This window comes from Mycobacterium sp. E1715, from assembly GCF_001667625.1.
Taxonomy (GTDB): domain Bacteria; phylum Actinomycetota; class Actinomycetes; order Mycobacteriales; family Mycobacteriaceae; genus Mycobacterium.
Window position 1 is genome coordinate 26,268 of the sequence record NZ_LZJJ01000267.1, and the last position, 6,605, is coordinate 32,872.

Annotated in this window: 8 protein-coding genes; 3 read left to right on the plus strand and 5 right to left on the minus strand. The window is 68.1% G+C overall.

Going from position 1 to position 6,605, the window contains the following annotated elements; all coding sequences use genetic code 11:
* The first annotated feature begins 59 nt into the window (after nucleotides 1–59).
* Both A9X03_RS13955 and A9X03_RS13960 read left to right on the plus strand, forming a co-directional pair.
* Nucleotides 60–1,550, plus strand: coding sequence for an NAD(P)/FAD-dependent oxidoreductase (locus A9X03_RS13955; protein ID WP_068261552.1), 1,491 nt, complete (start codon nucleotides 60–62; stop codon nucleotides 1,548–1,550).
* A 29-nt stretch (nucleotides 1,551–1,579) separates the two neighbouring features.
* Nucleotides 1,580–2,116: a hypothetical protein gene (locus A9X03_RS13960; protein ID WP_068261555.1), complete on the plus strand. Its 537-nt coding sequence runs from the start codon at nucleotides 1,580–1,582 to the stop codon at nucleotides 2,114–2,116.
* Between the two features lie 28 nt (nucleotides 2,117–2,144).
* Here A9X03_RS13960 and A9X03_RS13965 read toward each other — a convergent pair whose 3' ends face one another.
* The 4 genes from A9X03_RS13965 to A9X03_RS13980 form a co-directional block, all read right to left on the minus strand.
* Nucleotides 2,145–2,645, minus strand: coding sequence for a nitroreductase/quinone reductase family protein (locus A9X03_RS13965; RefSeq protein WP_067757217.1), 501 nt, complete (start codon nucleotides 2,643–2,645; stop codon nucleotides 2,145–2,147).
* A gap of 106 nt (nucleotides 2,646–2,751) precedes the next feature.
* Nucleotides 2,752–3,240 (minus strand): DUF302 domain-containing protein, encoded by a 489-nt coding sequence (locus tag A9X03_RS13970; protein ID WP_067888224.1) that lies wholly within the window; start codon nucleotides 3,238–3,240, stop codon nucleotides 2,752–2,754.
* Nucleotides 3,237–4,313, minus strand: a complete 1,077-nt coding sequence (locus A9X03_RS13975; protein WP_068261558.1) for an NmrA family NAD(P)-binding protein — start codon at nucleotides 4,311–4,313, stop codon at nucleotides 3,237–3,239. The genes A9X03_RS13970 and A9X03_RS13975 overlap by 4 nt, the downstream gene beginning before the upstream one ends.
* A 5-nt stretch (nucleotides 4,314–4,318) precedes the next feature.
* On the minus strand, nucleotides 4,319–5,494 hold the full coding sequence (locus tag A9X03_RS13980) for a thiolase family protein (protein ID WP_068261561.1): 1,176 nt from the start codon (nucleotides 5,492–5,494) through the stop codon (nucleotides 4,319–4,321).
* 94 nt (nucleotides 5,495–5,588) lie between these two features.
* Here A9X03_RS13980 and A9X03_RS13985 point away from each other — a divergent pair, with 94 nt between their 5' ends.
* Complete coding sequence (locus A9X03_RS13985) at nucleotides 5,589–6,062, plus strand: helix-turn-helix domain-containing protein (RefSeq protein WP_067757229.1); 474 nt, start codon at nucleotides 5,589–5,591, stop codon at nucleotides 6,060–6,062.
* Here the strand turns inward: A9X03_RS13985 and rsgA are convergent.
* A partial coding sequence (rsgA, locus tag A9X03_RS13990; RefSeq protein ID WP_156746557.1) for a GTPase RsgA occupies nucleotides 6,049–6,605 on the minus strand: 557 nt, incomplete at its 5' end. The genes A9X03_RS13985 and rsgA overlap by 14 nt on opposite strands.

The window sequence follows — 6,605 nt, forward strand, 5'->3', positions numbered from 1 at the left end:
TGGATTTGCCGACCGCAATCGGTTGCCGGTGACGGGCGCCCCGGGCCTACTTTTCACTTATGACTTCGACTCGTCCTCGCGTATTGGTCATCGGGGCCGGCTTCGGTGGCCTCGCCGCCGCCTACGAGCTGTCCCGGGATGGCCTGGCCGATGTGACGGTGCTGGAGAAGGCCGAGGACATCGGCGGTGTGTGGCGGGAGAACACCTACCCCGGTGCCGCCTGCGACGTGCCGTCGAACCTGTACTCGTACTCCTTCGCCCGCAAGACCGACTGGGGGCGGCGGTATGCCGAGCAGGCGGACATCCTCGGCTACATCCACGACACCGCCGACCGGTTCGGCCTTCGCGAGCTGGTGCGCACCGGGGTCGAGGTCACGTCGGCGGCCTTCGACGACGGCACCGCCACGTGGCGGGTCGAGACCTCGTCCGGCGAGATCTACGAGGCCGACGTGCTGGTGCCCGCGGTGGGGCAGTTGTCGCGGCCGGCGCTGCCGAACATCCCGGGCCTGGATACGTTCGCGGGTCCCTCTTTCCATTCGGCGCAGTGGCGCCACGACGTCGACCTGGCCGGCAAGCGCGTCGCCGTCCTCGGCACGGGCGCATCCGCCATCCAGTTCGTCCCGCGCATCCGCCAGACCGCGCAGCGCGTCATCGTGTTTCAGCGGTCAGCGCCCTACATCGTCCCCAAGCCGGACCGCGCCTACACCGGCGCGCACCACGCCGCGTTCGCCAAGGCGCCCGGCTTCGCCTCCGCCATGCGAGGCCTGATCTGGGAGATCTCGGAGTTCTTCGGCCTCGCGCTGACCAAGGTCGCCCCGCTCGCCCGGCTGGTGGGCGTCGCCGCATCGGCAAACCTCAAGTGGCACATCAAGGATCCGGTGCTGCGGGCGAAGCTGACCCCCGACTACCCGATCGGCTGCAAGCGCGTGCTGTTCAGCAATGACTGGTACCCGGCGCTGGCCAGCGACAACGTCGACGTCGAGACCGGCGCGATCACCGAGGTGACGGCCACCGGGGTGCGCACCGCCGACGGCAGGCTGCACGAGGTCGACGTCATCGTCTACGGCACGGGGTTCAAGGCCACCGAATTCCTGGCCCCGATGACGATCACCGGCCGCGACGGTCGGGACCTGCAGTCCGAGTGGGCGGAAGGCGCGCGCGCCCATCTGGGCATGGCCGTGCCGGGCTTCCCGAACATGTTCCTGATCTATGGCCCGAACACCAACCTGGGCAGCAGCTCGATCATCCTGATGATGGAGCAGCAGGCCCGCTACATCCGCCAGGTCACCGAAGAGCTCGCCCGCGGGGGTGTGGTCCGCGCGTTCGAGGTTCGGCGCGCCGCGGAGCAGGCCTACGACGCCGAGGTCCAGGCCCGGCTCGACGCCGGCGTGTGGACCTCCTGCGACTCCTGGTATCGCGCCGCATCGGGCCGGGTCACCACCAACTGGCCCGGGCTGGTGCACGAATATCAGCGCCGCACAAGGGCGGTCGCGTTCGCCGACTACCTGGAGGTGTTGCCCAAACCGGTGGCCGAGGAGATCAGCGCCTGACCCGGAGCCGCCGGGACTACGCTCAAGGCATGCTCGCAGCGTTCGGATTCGAAACCATGGGTGTCGTCGTCGGCGACATGTTCTTCGTCGACCCGCGCCCGCTGGAAGGTCAGGAAACCCCGGAGCGGGGCGTCCGGCTGGAACTGCGGATTGTCGACCGGGACGAGCCGCAAGGGTCGATCTACGCCGGCGTCCCGATCGGCTTCAACCGCCCGGTGTGGCGGGTGGATCTGTTCGGCTCCACCGAAAGCCCGCCCGGGACCCTGGACCGGGCCCATCACCACCCAAAGTTCGATGGGTGGGAGCCCGGGCGACGGCACTTCGTCCCCGAGCTGTCGGCCGACCCGGTCGCCTGGCTGACCGATCAGCTCGCCGACCCGGCCGCCGTGCTGGCCCGGGCGGGGGTCGATCCCGACCAGGTCCCCGAAGCCGACAAGGCCGGCCTGGCCGCGTCCGCACCGGAGATCGTCGCGGCGGTCAAACGGATGCTCGACGGCGTGCGCGACGGGGAGTTGGCCCCGTCGCCGCCCGAGCCTGTCGCCGCGGCCCGCACCGGCTGGCTCTGAGCTCTCGAGTTCGGTTGCCCGGCAACGGCTACCGGGAGTCTTCCGCGGAAAAGACGTCGATCGCCCGCACGGGCGTCAACATCACCAGCGGGATCTGACGGCTGGTTGACTGCTGATAGGTGAGGTACGGCGGATACAGGTGCGCCATGTACGCCCACACCTGGTGGCGTTCCTCGGCCTCGGGCTCCCGCCAAGTGGCCTCGAACGCTTGAGTCGCGATCTGGACGCCGATCGTGTTGCTCTGCAAGACGTTCAAGTACCACTGCGGGTGCGTGTCGGCACCGCCCTTGGACGCGACGACCACGATCTCGCCACCGACGTTGCCGTAGATCAACGGCCTGACGTAGCTCTTCCCCGACTTGCGGCCCATACACCTGATCAGGCAGTGGGTGGTCATCGCCCTGCCCCCGACCGCGCTCACGTCCATGATGTGGCCGCGCGCGCCGCCGGAGGTCAGATACGTCTCGAGGTGCTCGGCGATCCAGTCGCTGCGTGCGGCTCGGATAGATGCGGCGTCGGCGTCGCTCATCGGTGACTCCTAACGTAAGCGAGGCGAGGGCCTTTGGATGACGGCTTCCGTCGCCCGACTATGCCAGGCGGACCGGTCAGCCGTGCGCCGACCCAACCCGGTGCCGTTAGCCGCTCGTCACCTTTTCGGCCAGCGCAGCCAACTTGGCGTCCAGTTGCTCCGCGGCGCTCAGTAATTCGGGATTGGGTTCGACGACCATCAGCGATGACGGCTTGACGTAGGTCAGGCTGCTGCCGGCCGGCTCGTCGGTGATCAAGACTTCGACCGGGGCGAACAGGCCCGCGGTCGGGTCGTGCCGCAGCATCGTGATCGCGATCAACGGGTTGCCGAGGATTACGCGAATCACCTTGCGGTCGATGCCGGCCTTGGGGATCCACGCGCCGTGGTCGAACAACCCGAACAACATGAATCCGCTGGGGCCGACGTGTGGTTCGACGGCCTGCCGGTAAGAATCCCAGTTGTCGCTAGTTGCCGCGATGTCGTTGATCGCGACGGCTCGCTCGCCGATGTCCGCGAGCAACGCGGCGAGCAGTTCGTCGTAGCTCTTGGTGCTGTCGTGGCGCACCCGCACGCCGTTGAAAACCGTCTCGGTCATAATCTTCCTGTCCTTCGGTCCTCGCCGATCTTGAGGATCGGGGTCCGGTTCTCCGGTTGCACCCTGTCCCACAAGCCGCCCTTGCCCAGTTCTCGTCCCAACTGCTCTTCGCGGCGGAACCACTCCTCGGCAGTCTTGATCCGATTCGGGTGGATCTCGTCGAGCAGGCCGTAATCGCGCTTGATCACCTCGTATTTCCACAAGTTCCAGAATCCGGTGAAGTTGTCGCGGATGTTCATCGTGCTCTTGTCCTTGGGGTCCGCGTTGTAACCGGCGGGCGCATCCGCGGCCCCGCTCAGTGGGCCCTCGCGCCAGTAGGTGTCCAGGTCGGTGTCGATGTACCGCGCCGGATGCCCGGTGACCGCCTCGAACGCCGCGGCGAGGTCGGCGTAGCGAATCTGGTCGACGGCGACTTCGAGATCCATGCCATTCGCGCGCTCGGGGTGGTCGAAAAGCCAGCGGACGTAATAGCCGCAGTCTTCGAGGGCCACATGGGGCACGGCCCCGTCGCCGAGCGGAACCCGCCAGGTCACCACGCCATCCTCGATGGTGGGGGCCATCGGTGTGCCGGGCGAAATCACCATCTCGATGTAGGGGCCCGACGTGAAGACCGCCGCGCCCATCCGATCGGCGTTCACCTGATTCTGGAACAGGATCCACTCACCCACGCGGCCCTTGCCGTCGTAATGGCCGGTGCGGAATCGCGAGTCATAGCCCGCTTTCTTGAGCCCGTAGTCGAGGTTGCCATACACGAAGAACTTGATTCCCTCTTCGATCGCTATCTCGTAGCTGCGGATGGCCCAATACATTTCGGTCTTCTCGCCGGTGTTGAATCCGTCGATGTTGACGAATGCCGCATCACAACCGCGGAACCCTTCCCGCAGCTTCGCCTCGTCGGCGAATGAGCCTTCCAACACGGACACGTTGTCGAGGGCGAGCAGCTCCTTGGCTCGCCGGGAGCCGGGGTCTCGGCTGAGGAAGCGGACGGAATACTTGTCGTCGGCGACCAGGGCACGAATGATCGGCATGCCCTGGGCGCCGGTGCCGCCGACGACGAAGATCTTCTGGGACATCGTCGTCAGCCCAGCCGCTCGATGATGGTGGCGTTGGCCATGCCGCCGCCCTCGCACATCGTCTGCAGCCCGTACCGGCCGCCGCGCTGCTCCAAAGCGTTGACGAGCGTGGTCATGATGCGGGCGCCGCTGGCCCCCAGCGGATGGCCGATCGCGATGGCGCCGCCGTGGACATTCGTCTTGGCCAGATCGGCGCCGGTGTCGTGCGCCCAGGCGAGCACGACGGGCGCGAAGGCCTCGTTGACCTCGAACAGATCGATGTCAGCCAGCGTCAATCCCGCACGGTGGAGCACCTTTTCGGTGGCCGGGATGACCCCGGTCAGCATGTACAGCGGATCCGAGCCCACGACGGTGGTGGTGTGGATGCGCGCCAGCGGGCGCAGGCCGAGCTTCTTGGCGACGTCGCTGGTGGTGATCAGCACGGCGGCGCTGCCGTCCGAGAGTGGCGAGGAGTTGCCGGCGGTGATCTCCCAATTGATCTGCGGGAAACGGGCTTTCATCGCCTCGTTGTAGAACGCCGGCCGCAAACCGGCCAGCGTCTCGACCGTCGTGCCGGGCCGGATGAATTCGTCGGCGGACAGCCCGGCGATCGGGATCAGCTCGTTGTCGAAGAGCCCATCCTTGGTGGCGCGCGCGGCCTTGTCGTGGCTGCCCGCGGAGAACTCGTCGAGCTGGGTGCGCGAGAAGCCCCACCGCGCCGCGATCAGTTCGGCGCTGATGCCCTGCGGCACCAGCCCGTCGGGATAGCGCCGCGTCATGTCCTCGCCGAAGGGATTGCTGCCAGGCAGCACCGAGGTGCCCATCGGGACGCGGCCCATCGACTCCACGCCGGCGGCGACGACGAGGTCGTAGGCGCCGGAGAGCACGCCCTGGGCGGCGAAGCTGATGGCCTGCTGGCTGCTGCCGCACTGCCGGTCGATCGTGACCCCGGGAACCGACTCGGGGAATCCGGCACCGAGCAGCGCATTGCGGGCGATGTTGACCGCCTGGTCGCCGACCTGGGCGACGGCGCCGGCGATGACGTCGTCGATCTGCGCCGGGTCTACGCCGGTGCGCGCCACCAGCTCCCGCAGGCTGTGCGCCAGCAGGTCGGCGGGCAAGACGTCGTGCAGCGCACCGCTGGGCTTGCCCTTGCCGATGGGGGTGCGGACGGCTCCGACGATGACGGCGTCGCGGTTCATGGCTCCTCCTTGAGTCCGACGATCTAGGTATAGACCGCTGTACCCAGGTAAACATCTAGGTACACTAAAAGCAACCCAGCCGGAAGGGTGATTTATGACACTGCTACAGGGGCCGCTCGCCGACCGCGATACCTGGTCGGCCGTCGGCGAGTGCGCGATCGAGAAGACCATGGCGGTGGTGGGCACCAAATCCGCGATGCTCATCATGCGCGAGGCCTACTACGGCACCACGCGCTTCGACGACTTCGCCCGCCGGGTGGGCATCACCAAGGCCGCCACCTCGGCCAGGCTGTCCGAACTGGTCGAGCTGGGGCTGCTGAAGCGGCAGCCCTACCACGAGCCGGGGCAGCGCCGGCGTGAGGAATACGTGCTCACGGAGGCCGGCATCGACTTCATGCCGGTGGTGTGGGCGATGTTCGAGTGGGGCCGGCGCCACCTGCCGGGCCGCCACCGGCTTCGCCTGACCCACCTCGGCTGTGGCGCCGATGCGGAGGTCCAAATGCGTTGCACCGAGGGACATCTGGTGCCGCCGGACGAGCTCGGCGTGCGGTTGGCTAAGTCGGGTTGAGCGCGGCCAGCAGCCGGCGGGCCGCGGCCACGCGGCGGGCGGCGGGGCCCGACAACGCGTCCAGGGCGCATTCGGGGTCGGCCGGCGGCCCCATGTGCCCGCAGCCGCGCGGGCAGTCCTCGATCGCCCCGGCGAGATCCGAGAAGGCCATCAGCACGTCCTCGGGCTCGATGTGCGCCAGCCCGAACGAGCGGATGCCCGGGGTGTCGATCACCCAGCCGGAGGTCGCCAGGGGCTTGCTCAAAGGGAAGGCGACGGACTGGGTGGAGGTGTGCCGGCCGCGGCCGATGTCGGTGACCTCGCCGACGGCCCGTTCCGCCTCGGGGACAAGGCGATTCACCAACGTCGACTTGCCGACGCCGGAGTGCCCGAGCAGCACGGTGATCTTGCCGCCGAGCAGGTCGGCCACCGCGAGTAGCGGGTCGTCGCGGCCCGCGGCCACCACCGTGAGGTCCAGGTCGACGAACTGCTCGGCGAACGGCTCCGGCGGCGCCAGGTCGGTCTTGGTCAGGCACAGGATGGGCGTCAGGCCGCCGGCGTAGG

Excerpts from the sequence above, each read along its gene's own strand:
- A9X03_RS13980 (WP_068261561.1), bottom strand. The coding sequence starts at position 5,494 with ATGAACCGCGACGCCGTCATCGTCGGAGCCGTCCGCACCCCCATCGGC.
- A9X03_RS13985 (WP_067757229.1), top strand. The coding sequence starts at position 5,589 with ATGACACTGCTACAGGGGCCGCTCGCCGACCGCGATACCTGGTCGGCC.
- A9X03_RS13955 (WP_068261552.1), top strand. The coding sequence starts at position 60 with ATGACTTCGACTCGTCCTCGCGTATTGGTCATCGGGGCCGGCTTCGGT.
- A9X03_RS13975 (WP_068261558.1), bottom strand. The coding sequence starts at position 4,313 with ATGTCCCAGAAGATCTTCGTCGTCGGCGGCACCGGCGCCCAGGGCATG.
- A9X03_RS13960 (WP_068261555.1), top strand. The coding sequence starts at position 1,580 with ATGCTCGCAGCGTTCGGATTCGAAACCATGGGTGTCGTCGTCGGCGAC.
- A9X03_RS13965 (WP_067757217.1), bottom strand. The coding sequence starts at position 2,645 with ATGAGCGACGCCGACGCCGCATCTATCCGAGCCGCACGCAGCGACTGG.
- A9X03_RS13970 (WP_067888224.1), bottom strand. The coding sequence starts at position 3,240 with ATGACCGAGACGGTTTTCAACGGCGTGCGGGTGCGCCACGACAGCACC.